Here is an 18,016-nt window from a genome sequence, read left to right as displayed (position 1 = left end):
AACCACCGCAAGCTGAAGAATGGGTAAAGAAGCGTTCTTCATACAATCTTAATAAAAGGCTCATTTTTCCTTCATGGCAAGGATGGATACTGTCGGCTGTCAATCGAGCCACTCCGGACTCGGTTCTCCACCTGACGGAAAACTCCATGCACGCATCTACAACCTTGTTGACCTCGCTGGCACTGGCCTGCGGCCTGAGCTTGAATCCCCTGGCCGCCGCGGCGGCCGAACCGGCGGCGGAAAATGTCTTCACCATCGGCGGCGGCGTCGCTGCCGTGTCCAGCTATTCCGGCGCTGACAAGCTGTCGGCCTCGCCGCTGATCATCCTCGACTACGCCATGGCCAATGGCTTGTTCTTCAGCACTTCGCGCGGCATCGGTTATGGCGGCCAGGCAGGCCCCTTCAGCTACAGCGCCGCGCTGGGCTACCGCGGCAATCGCGAAGACCACAAGCGCAATGGTGCCAACGGCTGGGGCGGCAGCGATTATCTGAAGGGCATGGGCGAAGTCAAGGGCAACGCCAGCGCCCTGCTCAGCGCGGGCTATTCGCCCTTGCCGGGCCTGTCGTTGAGCGTGTCGAGCGACATTCCCCTGTCGAACCGCGAAAACGGCGCCAACGTGCATTTCGGCGCGACAGGCCAGATCTACGGCCGGGCCGATGCCAAGGGCGTGCAGCAAGACAGCGTGAACATCAGCGGCCAGCTGGGCTGGGGCGAGCGCAAGTACGTGCAAACCATGTATGGCGTGACGGCCACCCAGGCGGCGAATACCTCGTTCAAGCAATACACGCCCAAGGGCGGTTTCTATGAAGCACAGGCCACCATCAACTGGGAGCACCGCTTCGATGCGCGCTGGGGCATCAATACCCTGGTCGGCGTCGAGAGCCGCCTGGGCGACGCGGCCAAGAGCCCCATCGTGCAGCGCAAGACATCGCCGATCGGCGCCGTGTATGTCACCTACCGCTATTAAAACCGGGACGGCATAAGGGGAACCCGTACGCTGTTTCGCCAATTTACACAGGGGGGTGGCATGGATAACATGACATGGTTTTCCGACTATGGCCATCCCTTCCATGCATGCATCGCGCCTTGCCCCGCAACGTCACCGCGCCCCAGACAGCGCCGCGGGCGCGGGCGGCAAGCCGGGCCAGGATACCTTGCTGCTGCTCTTGCCCGTCAAGCGCGCCAGCGACATCATCTACGGCGCGCGCTACGCCAGGCGCTTGCAGGAATGGGGCATCCAGGTCAGCGTCAGCCTGCTGCACGTGACAGCGGCGCCACCGCGCCAGGCCGATGGCTTGCCCAGGCACAGCGCCGGCGCATGCCATGCGCTGGACCCGGCCACGCAGCAGATGATGCACGAGGCGGGACTGTATCTGAGCCGTTCGCAGCTCGCCTTCAGCACGCATATTGTCGCCGGCGAGCTGCTGTTTACGATCCTCGATACGGCTGAACTGCTCGGCTGCCACGAAATCGTCCTGCCGGCCCTGCGGCACAGTCCCTGGCAGCGCCGCTTTGCCGGAGCGCTGGCACGCAGGCTGGCGCGCGCCACGCGTAGCGCCACGGTCTTGCTGGCCGATACCGACGGCATGAGCGGACCGCCGCCTGCCTGAAGCGCCGCCGGCGCCAGGCCCATCCACATACACATGGAACCCTTTGATGACACAAGCCATTACCCTGCACGCAGGCCTGAGCAATATGCCGCCAGGCATGTCACGCGTGCGCGAGCTGCTCAAGCTGCAATTGCGGGCACAACTGCAGCGCCGGCAGACGCGCATCTGGCTGCAGCTGCTCAATTCCCATCCCGTGTTCCAGGATTTGCTGCAAGCCTATCCGCGCATGATGCACAAGGTGTACCGCCACTACCTGAGCACGAACCTGTCGTGCCGCCAGCGCGTCGCCTTGCTGGTCGAGCACTATCATTTCATCCTGCAACAAGGCTGGGGCAAGCTGATGACGCAGGCGGCGCGCGCCCCCGTGCGCCTGGGTACCGTACCGGGAAAATCGGGCGCGCCCTACCACCTGCAGCTGTGTTCGCTACAGCCGATGGACCGCGAAGGCGAGATGGTATTGCAACTGGCACATGGCGATGACGTGATCTACTCGGTCGCCTTTACCTTCTTCGGTTCCCGCGCGCGCGCCGGCATGGGCGTGGGTATCGGTTGCATCCAGGGTCCGCGCGGTGCGGAAGGCTTGCGCCGCGTGCGCGAGGCCACGCGCGATCTGCATGGCATGCGCCCCAAGGCCCTGATGGTGCGCCTGGTGCGCCAGCTGGGACATGAATATGGCTGCCGCAACATGGTACTTGTAGGTAACGCCAACCGCGCCGTCCACCATTCCGCCAAAAAGGGCCGTTTGTTTGCCGACTACAATGCCCTTTGGCAAGAACTTGGCGCCCAGGCACGCAAGGATGGCGATTTTGAGCTGCCATGCGAAAATCTGCCCCTGCCTGCCCTGGAAGACATTCCGTCAAAAAAACGCTCGGAAGCACGCAAACGCCACGAACTGACGCTGGCCATGATCGGCAGCCTGCGTAGCGGCCTCGACGCCCATCGCAGCCCGCTGCAGGTCGCCACGGCAGGCACTGCGGCAGCCGCCAACGAGGCACGGCAAGCGGTAGATATGGACGACGAAGACTACGCTTCCGCCGCCGCCTGAGCACCGCCCCTCCTCCTGCGGCACACGCTTCAACCCGTGCACGGCACAATCCTGTTACGCTAGCGCTATCGGTATGCACATGTGGTGCGCCGGTTCCCCCAACGCTTACTAGGAGGCAAGTCATGCGCGTAGACATCTACCGCCGGGCCGAGCACGACGGCATTTTTTCCTACCTCGCCGTGCCGGAAGGAAAGCTCATTCCGGAAGAAGTTACCAATACCGACTGGCAGCTGGAAGTACGCGCCAGCGAAGTGGCCGATGATGCCCAGGCCTTGCCCAACTACCATATCGAACAGCCGCACCAGCAGATCGCCGCCAAAGGCTATGCGATCACGGGCCTGAAAGACATGTAAACGAAAAAAGCCAAACCAGCGTGTCCGCGGTTTGGCTTTGTTGTATGCGCCGGGCGGTACCGGTCAGTATTCGACCGCCACTTCTTGCGCACCCAGCATTTGCTCCAGCGCCATCTGCAACTCATCCGATGGCGCCACTTTCCACTCGTCACCAAACTGCAGCACGCAACTGACGCCCTGCGGGCTGACCTTGGCTGCGATCGGCAGTCCGTCCGCAGCCCGGTGCGGCGTGATCACGTCGCTGATGCGTTTCATGTCCAGCGTCGTGGGCAGAGTCAAGCCCAGCTGGCGGCCATACTGCACGCGCGCGGCGATGATGTCGAAGGCGCTCTCGGCGGTAATGCGCAAGCCGCCCGAAAAACGGTCTTCCGAGACCTTGCCCACGACGGCCAGGAATTCATCTTCCTTGAAGATTTTCCTGTTCGAGTCGAACAATTCGCCGTACACCGTCACTTCCACCGTGCCGCTCTTGTCGTCCAGGGTGACGATGAGGATCTTGCCGCGCTGTGTCATCTGCGTGCGCAAGCCCGTGATGACGCCCGCCATCATGCGCGGTTCGCGCGACGGCGACAGTTCCGACAATTTCGTGCGCGCAAAACGGCGCGCCTCGGGCGCATACGAATCGAACAGGTGGCCGGACAGGTAGAAGCCCAGCGCGATCTTCTCTTCCGTCAATCGCTGTTTGTCCGTCCACACGGGAACCTTGACGTACTCGGGCGGCGCCACCATGTCGCTGTCGTCGCCGCCGAACAGGCTCACCTGGTTTGCCGCCTTGGCGGCCTGGTCGGCGCACTCCATGGCGAACGCCACGGACGCGAGCAGGATGGCGCGGTCGACCTTCAGGCAATCGAAGGCGCCGCTGCGGATCAGCGACTCGATGGTGCGGCGGTTGATCTGCTTCTTGTCCACGCGCTTGCAGAAGTCGAACAGGCTCGTAAACGGCCCGCCCGCCTCGCGCGCGGCGATGATGGCTTCGATGGCGTTCTGGCCGGAACCTTTCACGGCGCCCAGGCCATAGCGGATCTGCGTGACTTTCTTGCCGCTCACGGACGGCGCCGCGCCGCTTGGCGTGAAGCGATAGTCCGATTCGTTGATATCCGGCGGCAACAAGGTCAGCTTGCAGATTTCCAGCGAGTCTTCCACCAGGATCTTGATCTTGTCCGTGTCGTCCATGGCCAGCGACAAGTTGGCGGCCATGAAGGCGGCCGTATGGTGCGCTTTCAGGTAGGCCGTGTGGTATGACAGCAAGGCATAGGCGGCGGCGTGCGATTTGTTGAAACCGTAGCCGGCGAACTTTTCCATCAAGTCGAAGATCTCGTCGGCCTTTTCCGCCGTCAAGCCATCTTTCGCCGCACCGGCGCGGAAGATCTCGCGGTGCTCGGCCATCTCTTCGGCTTTCTTTTTACCCATGGCGCGGCGCAACATGTCGGCGCCGCCCAGCGAGTAGCCGCCGACGATCTGCGCCATCTGCATCACCTGCTCCTGATACACCATGATGCCGTAGGTTTCGGACAGAATCGATTCCGTGCGCGGATCGGGATAATCGAAACGTTCGCCGTGCTTGCGCTTGCAGAAATCGGGAATCAGGTCCATCGGGCCCGGACGGTACAGCGCCACCAGCGCGATAATGTCTTCAAAGCGGTCGGGACGCGCATCTTTCAGCATGCCCTGCATGCCGCGCGACTCCAGCTGGAACACGGCCACGGTCTTGGCCTTGGTCAACAAGTCGTACGACGGCTTGTCGTTCAGCGGCAAGGTCGCCAGGTCGAAGTTCGCCTGCGCCGGATCGAGCTGCTTGATATAGCGCACGGCGCGGTCGAGGATGGTGAGGGTCGTCAGGCCCAAAAAGTCGAACTTCACGAGGCCGACGGCTTCCACGTCATCCTTGTCGTACTGCGACACGACGCCGGAATCGCCGCCCTGCGTGTACAGCGGGCAGAAATCCGTCAGCTTGCCCGGAGCGATCAGCACGCCCCCCGCGTGCATGCCGATATTGCGCGTGATGCCTTCGACTTGCTGCGCCAGGTCCAGCAGCTGCTTGACCTCTTCCTCGTTTTCCAGGCGCTCCTTGAGCAGCGGTTCCTCTTCGATGGCGTCGGCGATCGACACGGGCTTGCCGGGCTTGAACGGGATCAGCTTGGAGATGCCGTCGCAGAAGTTATAGCCGAAGTCCATCACGCGGCCCACGTCGCGGATCGCGCCCTTGGCCGCCATGGTACCGAAGGTAGCGATCTGCGAGACCGCCTCCTTGCCATACAAATCCTTGACGTGCTGGATGACGCGGTCGCGCCCTTCCTGGCAAAAGTCAATATCGAAGTCGGGCATCGAGACGCGTTCGGGATTCAGGAAGCGCTCGAACAGCAGGTTGTACTGCAATGGATCGAGGTCGGTAATCAGCAGCGAATACGCCACCAGCGAACCCGCGCCCGAACCGCGGCCCGGGCCGACGGGCACGCCGTTTTCCTTGGCCCACTGGATAAACTCGGCCACGATCAGGAAGTAGCCGGGGAATTTCATGTTGCAAATCGTGTCCGTCTCGAATTTCAAGCGCGACTCGTAGCGCGGGCGCTCCTTTTCACGGCGCTCGGGATCCGGATACAGCTGCAATAAGCGTTTTTCCAGGCCTGCCTGCGACTCGGCAACGAGGAACTGGTCGATCGTCATGCCATCCGGCGTGGGGAAGTTCGGCAGCTGCGGCTTGCCCAGGGTCAGGGTCAGGTTGCAGCGCTTGGCGATTTCCACGGAATTGGCCAGCGCGGCCGGCAAGTCGGCGAACAGTTCCGCCATGTCGGCCTGCGACAGGAAGCGCTGGCTGTCGTTGAAACGTTTTACGCGCTTGGCGTTGGCCAGCATTTCGCCTTCGGCGATACAAGTGCGGGCTTCGTGGGCAATAAATTCTTCAGGGGAAATAAATTGCACGGGATGCGTGGCCACCACGGGCAAACCCAGCTTGGCCGCCAGAGCCACTGCATGGCGCACCTGCGCCTCCTGGTTGGCCTGGCCGCCGCGCTGGATTTCGATATAGAAATGGCCGGGGAAAATCTCGGCCCAGCGCTGCGCATTGCGCTCGGCCAGGGCCAGGTTGCCATTCTCGATGGCCGTGCCGACATCGCCGAAATGCGCGCCCGACAGCACGATCAAGCCATTCGCCGCGCTTTCGCCCGGGTACAGGTCGTAGGTATTCGTCGCCAGCGCCTGCAGCCACTCGATGCGCAGTTCGGCGCGGCCCTTGTACTGGTTCGTCAGCCAGGCCGTCGACAGCAGTTCGCACAGTTGCAGATAGCCCATGCGGTTCTTCGCCAGCAGCAGCAGCCGCGACGGCTTCTCGCGGTTGTCGTCATTCGTGATCCACACGTCGACGCCGACGATGGGCTTGATGCCCTTGCCGCGCGCTTCCTTGTAGAACTTGACCATGCCAAACAGGTTCGACAGGTCGGTGACGGCCAGTGCCACCTGCTTGTCCTTCGCCGCCGCCTTGACCACGTCGTCGATGCGCACCAGGCCATCGACGATCGAGTACTCCGAGTGCACGCGCAAATGGACGAAGGCAGGACCGGGCTGCATCGCTTGCTGTGAACCTGCCGGAGCGCCGGCCTCTTGCATTACCATTTCCATCCTGTGTACCGTTTCGTGCAAAATTCAATGGGGTCTATTCTACCGCGTCGCGGCCCCGGACCGGCGGTGCGGCCCTCGGTTGCGGGCAAGAAATTCCTGCCGTGCACAGCCCGCCGGCACGGCAAAACGTGGCTGGCCGGGTATCCTGCCTGGCCTGTCGGGCTTATAATATCGGCTGTTCAGTCTAACCCGATCGCCATCATGCAAGCCATCACCCCTGCCACACCCGCCGTTTCCGCCGCCGTCAGCCCGCTGGCCGCCACGTTTGTCAATATTGCCGCGTATAAATTCATCACGCTAGACGATACGGAAGCCATGCGCCCCTTGTATCAGGAGCAATGCCTGGCGCTGGAACTGAAGGGCACGATCCTGCTGACGCCGGAAGGCATCAATATTTTCCTGTCGGGCACGCGCGAGCATATCGATGCCTTCCTCGCCTGGGTGCGCAGTGACGAGCGTCTGGCCGATCTGGAATGGAAGGAAAGCTTGTCGAACGAGCAATCGCACAAGCGCATGCTGGTCAAGCTGAAAAAAGAAATCATCACCATGCGCATGCCGCTGATCAAGCCGGAACTGGGTCGCGCCCCGTCCGTCGACGCGCAGACGCTCAAGCGCTGGCTCGACGCCGGCGTCGACGATGCGGGCAAACCCGTGGTCATGATGGAAACGCGCAACGCCTTTGAAGTGGACGTGGGCACGTTCAACAACACGCTTGATTACCGCATCGACAAGTTTACGGAATTCCCGGCCGTGGCGGCCGCCCACAAGGATGAACTGGAAGGCAAGACCGTCGTCACCTTCTGCACGGGCGGCATCCGCTGCGAAAAGGCCGCCATCCACATGAAGGAAATCGGCTACGACAGCGTGTACCAGCTCGACGGCGGCATCCTGAAATATTTCGAGGAAGTGGGCGGCGAGCACTACACGGGCGACTGCTTCGTCTTCGACTACCGCACGGCGCTGAACCCGAAACTGGAACCGACGGAAACGGTGCAGTGTTTTGTCTGCCGCGCCGTCGTCACGCCGCGCCAGCAGCTGGCGCCGGAATACGTGTATGAGGTGTCTTGCCCGCATTGCTACGGCAACAAGAACTAGCCCCTGCCTTGCCCATGCGCGCCTGGTGGCGCGCAACAGCGCCACTCCCCGCCAGCGCCAGAGGCGCGCCAACTGCGCATGTCATAATTCACAATATTGCCCGATTCCGGGAACGCCACCATGCATAGTAAAGACAAGCAATAACAAGATGACAAAACAAGGCTTGGCCATTGCGGTCGTCATACCCAGTTACAAGGTCGATAGGCATATCCTCTCTGTCATCAGTCAGATTGGCGCCGAAGTGAGCCGAATTTATGTCATCGACGACTGCTGTCCGGACCACTCCGGCGACCTGGTCGAGGAGCACTGCAGCGACAAGCGCGTGGTCGTGTTGCGTCATGCAGAAAACCAGGGCGTCGGCGGCGCCGTCATGACAGGCTACCGCGCCGCACTGGACGACGGCATGGATATCATCGTCAAGGTCGATGGCGATGGCCAGATGGATCCCGCATGCATTCCCGACTTTATCGCGCCCATTGTTGCTGGCGAAGCCGACTACACCAAGGGCAACCGCTTCTACGATCTGGAAAGCGTGCGCAGCATGCCCAAGGCGCGTCTTTTTGGCAACGCGATCCTGTCTTTCATGAGCAAGATTTCTTCCGGCTACTGGGATATTTTCGATCCGACCAACGGCTACACCGCCATCCACTGCGAGGTGGTACGCCACCTGCCGATGCAAAAAATCAGCCGCCGCTATTTTTTTGAAACTGATATCTTGTTTCGCCTGAATACATTGCGCGCCGTCGTCGCCGATATCCCCATGGATGCAAAATATGGCGATGAGGTCAGCAATCTGAAGATTTCCCAGGTGGTGCTGGAATTTTTTGCCAAGCATCTGCGCAATTTCTTCAAACGCATTTTCTACAACTATTATTTACGGGACCTGTCCATTGCCTCCATTGAACTGCCCATCGGTGTCCTGATGGTTGCCTTCGGGTGCGTGTTTGGTGCGACGCAATGGCTGCATTCCGTCCATGACGATATGCCGGCCTCGGCAGGGACAGTCATGCTGTCAGGCTTGCCGGTGATTGTCGGCCTGCAATTAATCCTGGCCTTTCTCGGACACGATATCAGCTCGATCCCTAAAAAACCGTTCCACCGCATTCGGCGCGGCAGGAAGTGAAGGCGTGATGGCATTGCCTGACGGACACACTACAGGCTGCGCCCGTGCGGAGTATGGCGCACGGGAGATCACCCCCAGCAACTCTATGGAGATAAATGAATGACTTACATCGTGGCCCTGTTATGTGTGCTTGGCATCGCAGCCGGGCAAATCCTGTTTAAAATCAGTGCCAATGGATTGCTGCAGAGCGGCAGCTTTTTTTCCGTCAAAACCCTGGCCGCACTGTCGGCGGCCATCTGCCTCTATGGATTGACGACGCTGGCCTGGGTCTGGGTATTGCAGCGCATCGAACTGGGCCGAATCTACCCGCTGATGGCGCTGGCCTTTGTACTGGTGCCGATCGGCAGCCATTTTCTCTTTGGCGAACGTTTCCAAACCCAATACATGATCGGTGTCGCGCTGATCATCGTCGGCATCCTTGTTGCCACAAAGGCATAAGCTCCCTGTCGCCGCCACCCACGGTGCTGGTCCATTCTCTTGCTCGAATTTGAAGTTACCCATGAAAAATCAGGTTTTCACTCCCCTGGCCATTGCCCTGACAGCCATCGTCCTGGCTGTCATCTGGTTCTGCTTTGCTCCCGGCTTCATGTCATATGATTCCATGGTGCAATACAAGACGGCACTGAATCAGTACTATACGGATAGCAATCCCGCCATCATGTCCTACGTGTGGCATCTGTGCCTGTACCTGGTTTCCGGCCCGCAAAGCCTGCTGTTGCTGCATCTCGCCTTGCTGGCAGCGGGCATCCTGATCTGGTACGGCAATATGGCACAGCGTGGCTGGGCCCTGCTGATTCCCGCCATGTGCCTACTGCCATGGGTCGTCAATTTTGCCGGTGTACTGTGGAAAGACGTGGGCATGGCTTTCGCCCTGCTCGTGGCGACGGGACTGCTGTATACAAGGACCAAGAACTGGCGAGTCGCCGCCCTGGCCATCCCTTTCATCTTCTATGCCTCCGCAGTCAGGCACAATGCCATCCTGGCCATCGTGCCCCTCATCTACTGTGCGCTGCGCCACTTCTGGCCGACACGATCCATCGTACAAATGGCGATCCTGAGCGTGCTGCTGTCGGCCACCCTGCCCCTGGCCACGTCAGTTCTCAGCTACAACGTCCTGCACGCGGAAAGAAAACACTTTGAAACATTAACGATGGGGGATGAGGTGGCCAGGATCGCCTTCATGACGGGCGAAAACTTGATGCCTTGGGTAAAGCCTGAAGACAATGCCGCCTGCTCACCCATGCCTATCCAATATGAGCGGGCGATGTGCTTTGTACGCAAGGGTTACGACCCCAGCGGCAGCCTGTTTGCCGGCATGCCGCATACGGAGGCCCACGCCTTATGGAAAAAGACCATCCTCGGGCATCCGCTGCCGTACTTGCAGATCAAGGGCGGAGCATTCCTGTATTTCCTGCGCTCGCCCACGCTGGAACCCTACTATGCCTGGCACCCAGGCATCATGGACAATGAATTGGGAATCAAACTGGACAATCCGAAACTGGCGCACCTGATGCAAGCCTATGTCGAAGGCAGCCAGGTCACGCCGCTCGGAGAACTCTTCAAGCCGTATTCCTGGCTGCTGCTGGCCATCGCCATGATGGTGCTTGGCTGGCGCATGCGGCCGTCGCTGGAGAAGACCCAGATACTGGCATTGAACGCCTCGGCGCTCGGCTACTTCCTGGGCTACCTGGCGAGCGTCCCGTCAGCCGATTTCCGCTATATCTACTGGTGCATCATTGCCACCAGCCTGTCCATCATCATCTGGCTGGCGGCACGCGCCAGCCAGGCCAAACACTAGCGGCCAAGCGCCACCGCATCGATCGTCAGCATCGAGCAAGCATCGGGAGAATCGAGGTCTATGCGCAAGCCGGCGATCATGGCCGTTGGCTGCCATGCCGGCAGCGTCGCCAGATCGATGGAGTTGCTGCCAGGCGTAGCCATGAAACGTACGCTGAGCGCTTCGCCCGGATGGCCGTCCGCAGCGTGCCAGAACAGTTGTACCGGCACCGCCACGGACTTGTCGTCGCAACCCAGGTTAAACGTCACTCTGGACGCCTCGGCGGCGCGTACTGCCGGTGCCAGCTTGAAAGTAAGGAAAGCATCGCCGCCAGTGACCCGATAAGCCCGGGAAGCAGGCACGGCTGCCAGGTCATTTGCCGAGGACTCCGTGCCGCGCGCCATGGCCACGAAGTTGGCCGGCTTGGCCGTCACATGCAGGGGCGGCGCCTGCTCGAAGCGGGGAGCTCTCGCATCGCGCTCGACAACGGTGAAAAACACATAATCGGGCTGATACTTCTGCACCAGCTTCACCACCATGGCGGCATCGGTCACCCCATAATGAATCTGCAAGGTTTCGCTGAACGTCGCTGCCATATAGGGCGACATGGCCGTACCGAAAGAATCGCGCAGCCACAGCACTTTCTTTCGATTCAGCGCATTGGGTGATTTGACAAGCACCGGTGTGCGCGGCGCGCCCACTTCCGGATTCCCGCCCGATTCCAGCAGACGGCCCGTATCAAAGTCATATTTCACCGTTTCCACCGGACGCCCGATATCAATCTCGACAGGAATCTCGCTGTCATGCAAGGTCTCGCTCAACTTGAGGAAGTTGGCCAGGTCGCCGCCGTTGCGCTGGCTGGCCGTACCGGGCCGCACCTGTTGTCCGGAAAGCGTCTGCAGTCCCGGTGCCGTGCGTGCCAGCTCGTCGCCGAGCGCTCGCATGGCAACCCATCCACCAAGCCGGTTCCAATGGGTGTCCGTCTTGTAGTAAAGAGCTTGCGAAAATTCTGTCCGGGCTTTCAGCATGGCAGGCCGCACATCGACATACTGGCCTGGCTTCATGCCAGCGACGAGGGTATCGGTAGCCGATGGCTTGAGCGCTTGCGCCCAGCCAGGTGCCATGTCGCCATACACGCTATCCTTGTTCGGCCCCAGGACTATGTGGAAAGCCTGCACGCCTTGCGATGCCAGCCATTGCTCCCAGCCCGCGGTGGCCAGCGCAATTTTCCTCGCCGCTTCGACATCGGCAGGTGTGCTGCCGCGCCGGGTCACCGTCAGCGTCTGTTCATATTGGTCCCCCAGATACAACCAGCCATCACGGCCTATCGTCACCTGGCTGGGGCTGGTGGAAATACCAAAGCCATACAGTGCCCGGCTCCAGTAAGGCAAGGCAAAATCAAGGTTGTACAGCACGGCGCGGTGCCACCAGGCTTCGCCCGGCTTTTTTTGCACCTTGCCCAAGCTTAGGTTAATCAGGGGTACCAGCGACAAGGCCAGCAATGCCAGGCCGATAAAGGCAAGAATCCTTTTTTTCATGATGATACCGCTTAGAAATTGAAGTAAAGGAAGACGGACGTCGTTGTCACCAGCACGGAGTACATTGCAAAGCAAAACAGGAACAGGGCACCAGCCATTTTTGCCCGGCTCAAGCCGCTCTGCATCAAGTCAAAGGAATTCTTTTGTCGGACAATCACAAAGGCCACCACGACTGCGCAGAAGCACAGGAAGTTCGCCGCCAATCCGGTAGGCAACCAGCGCAGCAGATAGTCGGTCAGCCAGCCGCCCCAGGCCAGCTGGCTGCTGGGGACCGCGGCCAGAGGCAACTGCTGAATCGATGCAAAATCAACCATGCCGCCCAGAATGCGACGTGCATCGTCCATATCCTTGGCGCGGAAGAAGACCCAGGTGACATTAATAAACAGGAAAGTCACCAGCCAGGCCAGCGGTTTCGGCATGCTCCAGCCCCGCCCGCTCCAGAAGCGGTGCAGCACCAGCGCGCCGCCGTGCAGCGCGCCCCAGATAATGAACATCCAGCTGGCACCATGCCACAGGCCACCCAGGACGAAAGTGGCCATCAAATTGAAATAGACACGTCCAGGCGAACAGCGATTGCCGCCGAGCGGGATGTACAGGTAGTCGCGCAAGTAACGGCTCAGCGTCATGTGCCAACGGCGCCAGAAATCCTGGATATCGAGCGCCTTATATGGTGAGTTGAAATTGATCGGCAACCAGATGTTGAACAGCAGCGATGCACCGATCGCCATGTCGCAATAGCCGCTGAAATCAAAATATAGCTGGAAGGTATACGACAGGCTGGTCAGCCAGGCGCTGAAAAAATCCAGTTGTGTTTTGCCGTCGAAACCCGCGTTGGCCCAGATGGCAAAGGTGTCGGCGATCACGGCTTTCTTGAACAGGCCGATGCTGAAAATGAACAGTCCCAGCAGGATATTACGATGACGGATGGACAGATTACGGTGCGACTTGAACTGCGACATCATCTCGTGGTGATGAAGAATCGGACCGGCGATCAGGTGCGGAAAGAAGGTGACGAACAGCGCATAGTTGAGGAAATCATATTCCTTGGCCTCGCCGCGATAGCTGTCAACCAGGTAGGCAATTTGCGTAAACGTAAAAAAACTGATCCCCAATGGCAGCAAGATCTGCGGCACCACGTAGGCGGCGCCGAACACGCCATTAATATTGTCGACCAAAAAATTGGTGTACTTGAAGTAGCCGAGCAAGGCGAGATTCAAGCCTATGCTCAGCGTCAGGACGCTGCGCCGCGACAAAGGGAAATGCCGCGAACGGAAATCCGAAGCCAGGTGGTTACCGATCGAGAAATTGAACAGAATCGAGCCTAGCAACAAATGGATGTAGGCGGGATTCCAGTAGGCGTAAAAGAACAGACTGACCGCTACCAGCCATGCTTTACCCAGCACGACAAGCCGTATCCGGTTAAGGAAAAAATAGCCAAAGAACGAGACAGGCAGGAATAACAGAATGAACTGAGCGGAACTAAAAATCATCGGTGCAACCTTTTCTTTCGGCGTTTTCCACGCACTTGTCGCTCATTCGCGTCATCGTGATCAGAGTAAAATACATGACAATATATCTACTTGAAGCAAAAGCTTGCAAGTATTGTCGAGCAGCGGGATTGCGTCAAATTCTATCCAGCACCGGGAACGTCACATGCTCGAGCAGCTGCTCCACGGGCAGGACATCGCGCAGTGGGAGCCACATCTGGAGCCGGACGGGGGCCAGCTCGAGCGTCCTGCCATGCAGCTGCAACTCATGCAAAATCGCATCCTGTGCAAGCACGTTCAGGCGCCAGCAAGAGGGTAGATGGCGCACCATCGCCGAGGCGGCCGCAGCAGGCAAGCCGTCGTATGCCGTGACAATGGCGCCATGGGTATCCTCCAGCACCACCATCGAGCACACGGGATCGCGATAGCAATATACGGCGCGCGCAAACGGCGGCAAGGGCAAGCTGGTGTCGGGCACAAGGTTGCCATCGGGCTCGAATGGCTGCTGATCGTTGCCCTCGCCCCCCCTGACCCAGCCATACATCCAGCGGTCCGCCACCTGGAAGCCATGCTTTTCATACACCGAATACTGGCTGGTCCACAGCGTCAGGTAATCTAACTGCTGTTCTCTCGCATGGGCAACAATGGCTTCCAGCATGCTGTTGGCGATACCCTTGCCGCGTTCCCGTTGTGCCACGCAGACCAGGCCGATCATCGCGATACGGAGCGTGCGCTCACCCAGCGGATACTGTTTTTCCCGCAACACCAGTCCGCCGACAGTCACCGTGCCGATGCGCGCTTCGGCAAAAATCACGCCGTTCGGTGCCGCCGACAGCCAGGGAAAATGACGCTGCAGCGTCACACCACGGTTTTTACTTTGGAAAAAAACCTCCCAAAACAACGCTTTCAAGGCCTCGGATGCCACCGTGGAGAGTGTGATTGTCACGCCCTCTGCATGAACCATTTTCGACGATTCCATCAGTTAATCCGCTCCAACATGAACAGTGAGAAGAGGCAGCAGACGGCATTCGCGGCGGCACGCCCAGCAGATGCCATCAACCGATGCATGCATCGGCCAACACAGCTGCCAGGCACCTAGCGACTGCCGCGTTCCACTCAAGGACGAACGCCATCCATATTCAGCGCCCACCATTTACGCAGCAAGACGATCGCCGAGGACAGGAAGAAGCCGAATAGCAGACTGAGCAACAATACCGCGGACATGCGGATATTGCGTTTCTCAGGCAAGGTAGGGCCGGCGATGAAGCGGCTCTTTTCCAGATACAAATTGATGGAGCGCTGGTTATCAATCGTGATCATGTTATACACTTCCTTGACCACTTCATCGTTCAGGTTCTTGGTCTTGAAGACGCCTTCCTTCACCGCTTCAAGGCCGCGCAGCAGCGCTTCGCCCGATTGGTTGGTATCAAGCAGGCTCTTGGCCTGGTCGTAGTACTCGCGCAACAGAATACTCTGCGCCTGCTCGCGCTTGAGGCGGATGATGGTTTCGCTGGTGCTCAAGGCTTCCACTTCACCGGACATCAGATGGGTAATGGGCGACAAATAACGGGCGCTGTCTTCCGTGACTGAAATCACCGAGGTTGCCGACTTGTTCGCCGCTTCAGGGTAACTGCCCACGATTTTCTTGAGCACCACGCCTTTGCGCTGATACATCTCCAGCCGTTCATTCATGCTGATGATGTCGTTATCAAGCTTGGTGATCTTGGCCGATAATTCAATGTGCTTGAAACGCAGCACATCGGAGTAATTGGAGTAGATGATGCTGTCGATGGCATAGCGTCCCAACAAGCCCACCATGCGCTGGGCGCTCTCGGCACTGCCTGCGGCATAGGAAATACGCAAACCAATTACATTATTGCCGCCATCCTTGGGTTGCTCCATCAGCTCCTTGGCGTCCATCTTGGTGAAGGGGAAAATCGGCTCCACCATCTTGCTGAATCCGTCACCGCTGGCCATGGCCTTGCGCAGTCCCCCGATACCGTCGACTCCCTGCAGCTTGTTCGCCTGCACAAAAGCGTCAAAGCGCTCGCTGGTACTGAAGGCGGCGGCATAGCGTTTGTAATCCGCCAATACGATACCCGGATTACCTTCCTTGTCCTTGTCCTTTTTCGGATCCTTGTCCTTGTCCTTGTCCAGCGTCTCCAGCGGCAAGGGAATCGGACCGCCAAACTGCAAGAAGCCTTCGCTACGATACTGCCCCAGATACAAGGCACCGGACACGGCGATGGCCATGACCGCTATCGTGGCGGCGCCAATCCACTTGCGCGCGTCACGCAAGGCTTTAACATAATTGACAACGTTTTCGCCATTGTGCTTGTCAAGCTGATTCAAATTTTCCATGTTTCTTCTTTAGAAAGTAAATATATCCATCCACCGGTACCGCAAGACACGAAGTGCGCGGGCTGGGCCTGATTATTCAAGGCGGCGGCGATACGGCATCGCCACGGGCGCACCAGATCAAATCTTCAATGCCGCACTGAGGTGCATATTCGGTTACCGCCTGCAGCAGCAAGGCGCGTACGGCTTCATGATCAAACCGTGCGCATGCTTGCGTCAAGTCATCGAGCAGCAGCTCCAGCTGCGGCCAGGGCAATTCGGCTTCCTGGGCACGCATGATCAAGGGATGATCGGTACCTTCAACGTTATCGCCGATCAGCAGTTCCTCATACAATTTTTCGCCGGGACGCAAGCCCACATGATGGATCTCAATGGTGCCATTCGGCGTCTGTTCGCTGCGCACTTCCAGACCGCTCAGATGCACCATGCGCTTGGCCAGATCGACGATCTTCACCGGATCGCCCATGTCCAGCACGAAGACGTCGCCTCCTTCGCCCATGGCGCCCGCTTGCAGAACCAGTTGTGCGGCTTCCGGAATGGTCATGAAGTAACGCGTGATTTCAGGATGGGTAATGGTAATGGGGCCGCCTGCCATGATCTGTTTGCGGAACAGGGGGACGACAGAACCGGATGAGCCCAGGACATTACCAAAGCGCACCATGCAGAAACGCGTCTTGTCCTGTTCGCGGGAAAATGCCTGCAAGATCAATTCCGCCAGGCGCTTGGTCGAGCCCATGACATTGGTTGGGCGCACGGCCTTGTCGGTGGAAATCAGCACAAAGCGCTTCACCCCGGCGGCGATGGCCGCCCGTGCCATGCTCAGCGTCCCCAGGGCATTGTTGCGTATCCCCTCGATCGGGTTGTGCTCCACCAACGGCACATGCTTGTATGCGGCGGCGTGATATACCGTTTCCACCTTGAACGTGCGCAGGATCTTTTCACATTTCTCGGTTTCCAGGACGGAGCCCAGGAATGGCAACAGTTCGAGTTCGATATGCTGCGCCTTGCGCAAGCCCTGCAACTCCTGTTCGATGGTATACAGGGCAAATTCCGACATCTCGAGCAAGATCAGGCGCGCAGGCCGCTGACGCAGAATCTGGCGGCACAATTCGGAACCGATGGAGCCGCCGGCGCCCGTGACCATGACGGTCTTTCCCGTGATACACATAGCCATCAAGTCATGGTCAGGCTCGACTGCGTCACGGCCCAGCAAATCCTCAATCTCGATCTCGCGCAGGTCCTGCAAGCGAACCAGACCGCTGATCAGGCTCTTGATCGGCGGGGTCACCAGCGTCTTGATCTTCAGGGGTTCCAGCTTGTCGAGGATACGGCGCTGCTGTGCACGCGACAAGGATGGCAGGGCCACCAGGATCTTGGTGATGCCCTTGTCAGCCACAAGTTCCGGCAAGTCTTCGGGGGCATACACGCGAATGCCGGCGATGATTGCGCCGTGCAACTCTTTTTTCTCATCGATCAGCGCCACCGGGCGGTACTCGGTGCCATAGCTCAGCGTCTGTGCCAACTGGCTGCCGGAAGCGCCGGCGCCATAAATGGCGACAGGAATGCCACCGGTCACGCCCGATACCCGTGCGAAATAGCCGCGCGCCATGAAACGGCTGGCCGTCACGTACATGATCGCACTGACCCAGTAAATGCCAAAGACACCGCGCGACAGGCCGATCATGTGCGTCGAGAAAGCCGCAAAGGCCAGCAAGACCGCCACCGACAGCGTCACGCCCAGCACCACCACGTAGACTATCTTGTAGTCGATAAAGCGGATCACCGCACGATACAGTCCCAGCTTGATAAAGATCGGAATCGAGATCAGTGGCGCCAGGAGAATCAGCCAGAAGTACGGGCGGAATACGGCGAGGCTGACACCGTCAAAGCGCAGCAGTATCGCCACGCAAAATGTCAGTGGCAAAAAGAAAATGTCCGCAGATGCGGCGATCAGCTGCTTTTGCAAGCGCGGGAAATTCGATAAAGGAGTCATCAATTCTTACCAATCTCAATA

At 59.1% G+C, this 18,016-nt stretch carries 14 protein-coding genes; 8 read left to right on the top strand and 6 right to left on the bottom strand.

Annotation, left to right across the window (positions count from 1 at the left end; all coding sequences use genetic code 11):
- Positions 1-146 precede the first annotated feature (146 nt).
- The 4 genes from IGS58_RS03470 (at position 147) to IGS58_RS03455 (ending at position 3,009) form a co-directional block, all read left to right on the top strand.
- Positions 147-968, top strand: coding sequence for a MipA/OmpV family protein (locus tag IGS58_RS03470; protein WP_070254282.1), 822 nt, complete (start codon positions 147-149; stop codon positions 966-968).
- 88 nt (positions 969-1,056) lie between these two features.
- On the top strand, positions 1,057-1,611 hold the full coding sequence (locus IGS58_RS03465) for a universal stress protein (protein ID WP_070281447.1): 555 nt from the start codon (positions 1,057-1,059) through the stop codon (positions 1,609-1,611).
- 46 nt (positions 1,612-1,657) lie between these two features.
- Positions 1,658-2,656, top strand: coding sequence for a VirK/YbjX family protein (locus IGS58_RS03460; RefSeq protein WP_230520670.1), 999 nt, complete (start codon positions 1,658-1,660; stop codon positions 2,654-2,656).
- A 122-nt stretch (positions 2,657-2,778) separates the two neighbouring features.
- The gene (locus tag IGS58_RS03455; protein ID WP_034786466.1) at positions 2,779-3,009 is read left to right on the top strand and encodes a DUF6139 family protein; all 231 of its coding nucleotides are present in this window, start codon (positions 2,779-2,781) and stop codon (positions 3,007-3,009) included.
- A gap of 63 nt (positions 3,010-3,072) precedes the next feature.
- Here IGS58_RS03455 and dnaE read toward each other — a convergent pair whose 3' ends face one another.
- Entirely contained in the window at positions 3,073-6,612 is a 3,540-nt protein-coding gene (gene dnaE, locus IGS58_RS03450; protein WP_099388945.1) for a DNA polymerase III subunit alpha, read from the bottom strand.
- A 213-nt stretch (positions 6,613-6,825) separates the two neighbouring features.
- Here dnaE and IGS58_RS03445 point away from each other — a divergent pair, with 213 nt between their 5' ends.
- From IGS58_RS03445 to IGS58_RS03430, 4 genes are all read left to right on the top strand, one after another.
- Positions 6,826-7,719: a sulfurtransferase gene (locus IGS58_RS03445; protein ID WP_230520669.1), complete on the top strand. Its 894-nt coding sequence runs from the start codon at positions 6,826-6,828 to the stop codon at positions 7,717-7,719.
- A 148-nt stretch (positions 7,720-7,867) separates the two neighbouring features.
- Complete coding sequence (locus tag IGS58_RS03440; protein WP_070254287.1) at positions 7,868-8,842, top strand: glycosyltransferase family 2 protein; 975 nt, start codon at positions 7,868-7,870, stop codon at positions 8,840-8,842.
- 99 nt (positions 8,843-8,941) lie between these two features.
- Positions 8,942-9,280: a 4-amino-4-deoxy-L-arabinose-phospho-UDP flippase gene (locus IGS58_RS03435; RefSeq protein ID WP_070254288.1), complete on the top strand. Its 339-nt coding sequence runs from the start codon at positions 8,942-8,944 to the stop codon at positions 9,278-9,280.
- A gap of 61 nt (positions 9,281-9,341) precedes the next feature.
- Positions 9,342-10,640 (top strand): hypothetical protein, encoded by a 1,299-nt coding sequence (locus tag IGS58_RS03430; RefSeq protein ID WP_230520668.1) that lies wholly within the window; start codon positions 9,342-9,344, stop codon positions 10,638-10,640.
- Here the strand turns inward: IGS58_RS03430 and IGS58_RS03425 are convergent.
- The 5 genes from IGS58_RS03425 to IGS58_RS03405 all read right to left on the bottom strand — a co-directional run bounded on the left by IGS58_RS03425 (position 10,637) and on the right by IGS58_RS03405 (position 17,995).
- Positions 10,637-12,157 (bottom strand): alginate O-acetyltransferase AlgX-related protein, encoded by a 1,521-nt coding sequence (locus tag IGS58_RS03425; RefSeq protein WP_230520667.1) that lies wholly within the window; start codon positions 12,155-12,157, stop codon positions 10,637-10,639. The genes IGS58_RS03430 and IGS58_RS03425 overlap by 4 nt on opposite strands.
- Positions 12,158-12,168: 11 nt before the next feature.
- The gene (locus IGS58_RS03420) at positions 12,169-13,560 is read right to left on the bottom strand and encodes an MBOAT family O-acyltransferase (RefSeq protein WP_230520666.1); all 1,392 of its coding nucleotides are present in this window, start codon (positions 13,558-13,560) and stop codon (positions 12,169-12,171) included.
- A gap of 220 nt (positions 13,561-13,780) precedes the next feature.
- Positions 13,781-14,623: a GNAT family N-acetyltransferase gene (locus tag IGS58_RS03415; protein WP_230520665.1), complete on the bottom strand. Its 843-nt coding sequence runs from the start codon at positions 14,621-14,623 to the stop codon at positions 13,781-13,783.
- A gap of 137 nt (positions 14,624-14,760) precedes the next feature.
- Positions 14,761-16,005 carry a lipopolysaccharide biosynthesis protein gene (locus IGS58_RS03410; RefSeq protein WP_070254293.1) on the bottom strand — a complete coding sequence of 415 codons (1,245 nt, stop codon included), beginning with the start codon at positions 16,003-16,005 and terminating at the stop codon, positions 14,761-14,763.
- A gap of 76 nt (positions 16,006-16,081) precedes the next feature.
- Positions 16,082-17,995: a polysaccharide biosynthesis protein gene (locus IGS58_RS03405; RefSeq protein ID WP_070254294.1), complete on the bottom strand. Its 1,914-nt coding sequence runs from the start codon at positions 17,993-17,995 to the stop codon at positions 16,082-16,084.
- Positions 17,996-18,016: the final 21 nt, after the last annotated feature.

The organism is Janthinobacterium sp. EB271-G4-7A, assembly GCF_020858075.1.
Taxonomy (GTDB): Bacteria; Pseudomonadota; Gammaproteobacteria; order Burkholderiales; family Burkholderiaceae_D; genus Janthinobacterium; species Janthinobacterium lividum.
This window is presented reverse-complemented; position numbering and strand designations above follow the sequence as displayed.

What these genes read in the sequence shown, in the direction of transcription:
- IGS58_RS03470 (WP_070254282.1), top strand. Translation starts at nt 147, where the DNA reads ATGCACGCATCTACAACCTTGTTGACCTCGCTGGCACTGGCCTGCGGC.
- IGS58_RS03465 (WP_070281447.1), top strand. Translation starts at nt 1,057, where the DNA reads ATGGCCATCCCTTCCATGCATGCATCGCGCCTTGCCCCGCAACGTCAC.
- IGS58_RS03460 (WP_230520670.1), top strand. Translation starts at nt 1,658, where the DNA reads ATGACACAAGCCATTACCCTGCACGCAGGCCTGAGCAATATGCCGCCA.
- IGS58_RS03455 (WP_034786466.1), top strand. Translation starts at nt 2,779, where the DNA reads ATGCGCGTAGACATCTACCGCCGGGCCGAGCACGACGGCATTTTTTCC.
- dnaE (WP_099388945.1), bottom strand. Translation starts at nt 6,612, where the DNA reads ATGCAAGAGGCCGGCGCTCCGGCAGGTTCACAGCAAGCGATGCAGCCC.
- IGS58_RS03445 (WP_230520669.1), top strand. Translation starts at nt 6,826, where the DNA reads ATGCAAGCCATCACCCCTGCCACACCCGCCGTTTCCGCCGCCGTCAGC.
- IGS58_RS03440 (WP_070254287.1), top strand. Translation starts at nt 7,868, where the DNA reads ATGACAAAACAAGGCTTGGCCATTGCGGTCGTCATACCCAGTTACAAG.
- IGS58_RS03435 (WP_070254288.1), top strand. Translation starts at nt 8,942, where the DNA reads ATGACTTACATCGTGGCCCTGTTATGTGTGCTTGGCATCGCAGCCGGG.
- IGS58_RS03430 (WP_230520668.1), top strand. Translation starts at nt 9,342, where the DNA reads ATGAAAAATCAGGTTTTCACTCCCCTGGCCATTGCCCTGACAGCCATC.
- IGS58_RS03425 (WP_230520667.1), bottom strand. Translation starts at nt 12,157, where the DNA reads ATGAAAAAAAGGATTCTTGCCTTTATCGGCCTGGCATTGCTGGCCTTG.
- IGS58_RS03415 (WP_230520665.1), bottom strand. Translation starts at nt 14,623, where the DNA reads ATGGAATCGTCGAAAATGGTTCATGCAGAGGGCGTGACAATCACACTC.
- IGS58_RS03410 (WP_070254293.1), bottom strand. Translation starts at nt 16,005, where the DNA reads ATGGAAAATTTGAATCAGCTTGACAAGCACAATGGCGAAAACGTTGTC.
- IGS58_RS03405 (WP_070254294.1), bottom strand. Translation starts at nt 17,995, where the DNA reads ATGACTCCTTTATCGAATTTCCCGCGCTTGCAAAAGCAGCTGATCGCC.